The organism is Helicobacter sp. UBA3407, assembly GCF_949747025.1.
Classification (GTDB): Bacteria; Campylobacterota; Campylobacteria; order Campylobacterales; family Helicobacteraceae; genus Helicobacter_D; species Helicobacter_D ganmani.
In genome coordinates this window covers 1-1,990 of the sequence record NZ_CATKCB010000229.1, presented here as the reverse complement: position 1 = coordinate 1,990, position 1,990 = coordinate 1, and the positions used below count along the sequence as shown (strand labels likewise).

Annotated in this window: 1 protein-coding gene and 1 tRNA gene; both read right to left on the bottom strand. The window is 36.5% G+C overall.

All coding sequences use genetic code 11. The features are described from left to right. Positions 1–505: 505 nt before the first annotated feature. Positions 506–583: transfer RNA gene (locus Q1553_RS07985), tRNA-Pro, on the bottom strand. A 96-nt stretch (positions 584–679) separates the two neighbouring features. Continuing rightward, positions 680–1,990 (bottom strand): AAA family ATPase (locus Q1553_RS07980; protein ID WP_300842905.1); only part of this gene is annotated, 1,311 nt, incomplete at its 5' end.

Genomic DNA, 1,990 nt, shown 5'->3' with positions numbered 1-1,990 from the left:
TGCTTACATTTGCAATGCGTAGTATATTTCACCCTCTTAGGAGTGGCAAGATTCTTGATTATAAATGTTTCCTTTGGATACAAGTTTATAGAAATCACATAAATTTATACTAATTTACGATAAATATGGAAAGGACATTTGCTTTTAATGAATCGTATAAACAACATTGAAATCTAAAATTATGAGGATAAAAATTATGTTGTAGGTTTTTTGGAGCAAATTTGAAACCTTATAAGGTTGTTTGAAGTCATTGCAACGCACCAATATGGCGCAAGGAGTTAGAAATCTTAGAGGGTTTTTTGGTTTTCTTAGAGGAAAGTTTCTCCAAACCTAAGATTTGAAAATGTAAAAGAAAAATCAAAACTACTAGAGAGTTGTAATAAAAAGGTATTTTTGGATTACACTTGTGAGAACGCAAACAGATTCTATGTGGATTTCGCAAATCAAGAATACTAGAATGTCAATTCCATAAATAAAATAGAGATAAATAAAATCAATTAAAGAATGGTCGGAGTAGCGGGATTTGAACCCACGACCTCACCCACCCCAAGGGTGTGCGCTAGCCAGACTGCGCTATACTCCGAATTAAAAAATAAAGTAAGGCTGTGATGATAGCAAAAAAATATTAAATTAAAATGAAGAATCTTAAAAATAGGGCGAAAATGCCCTAAAATAGCTATTATTCTATGCGTGTTTGGATTGCATCATTTTGTGCATAAAAAGCAACTTTACTTCCCTCTTTGATTTTGCCCTCTAAAATTAAATCCGCTAGCCTATCTTCTATCTCTTCATAAAGTGCTCGTTTGAGCGGACGCGCACCAAAGGTTGGGTCAAAACCAACTTTTGCAATAAACTCTTTTGCGCTTGGCTCTAATGTAATGTGAATATCGCGCTCAACAAGTTTTTTCTGGATTCCTTTAAACAAAATCTCCACAATGTATGTAATTTGCTCTAATCCAAGTGGATTGAAAATCACAATATCATCTAAGCGATTCAAAAATTCTGGTTTGAAATAGTTTTTCAATGCATCTTTTACTGCATTTTCGCGCTCTTGCTCATCTTTTAGCTCCATAATCGCACTGCTTGCGATATTGCTTGTCAAAATAATAATTGTGTTTCTAAAGTCAATCGTAACGCCTTTATTGTCTGTCAAACGTCCATCATCAAGAACTTGCAATAACATATTAAACACATCAGGGTGTGCCTTTTCAATCTCATCAAAAAGCACGACACTATAAGGTTTGCGGCGAACAGCTTCAGTGAGTTGCCCACCTTCCTCATAGCCGACATATCCCGGAGGCGCACCAACAAGGCGACTTGCTGCGTGTTTTTCCATATATTCGCTCATATCCATTCGTATGAGATTCTTTTCGCTATCAAAGAGGAATCGCGCAAGGGTTTTGGCTGATTCTGTTTTGCCAACACCTGTGGGTCCAAGAAACAAAAAACTGCCAATGGGACGATTGAGCTCACTTAATCCCGCTTTATTGCGTTTAATGGCTCTAGCGATTGCGCGCAGTGCTTTATCTTGCCCTACAACATCTTTTTTTAATTCGTTCTCAATGTCTAAAATCTTGTCCTTTTCATCTTGTAACATTTTTTTAATCGGAATCTGTGTCCATCGGCTAATCACAGCGGCTATAGATTCTGGTAGCACAGCATTTTTAAGCAATGTCCCTGCCTCTTGCATTTTTACCCATTTTGCATTTTGGGATTCCAATTCTTTTTCTAGCTCGGGAATCTTGCCATAATCAATTTCCGCTGCTTTGTTGAAGTCGCTACTGCGTTTGGCTAGCTCACTCTCTGTTCGCAAAGAGTCAATCTTGATTTTGATGTTTGCAATATCGTTAAAAACCTGTTTTTCGCTTTCAAACTGCACTTCCAAGCTTTTCTTTTTCTCATTTTTATTCTCAATTTCTTTTTTGATTTCCTCTAAGCGCATATTGTTTTTGTCATTTTTTTCCATTAAAAGTGCTTCTTTCTCCACTTG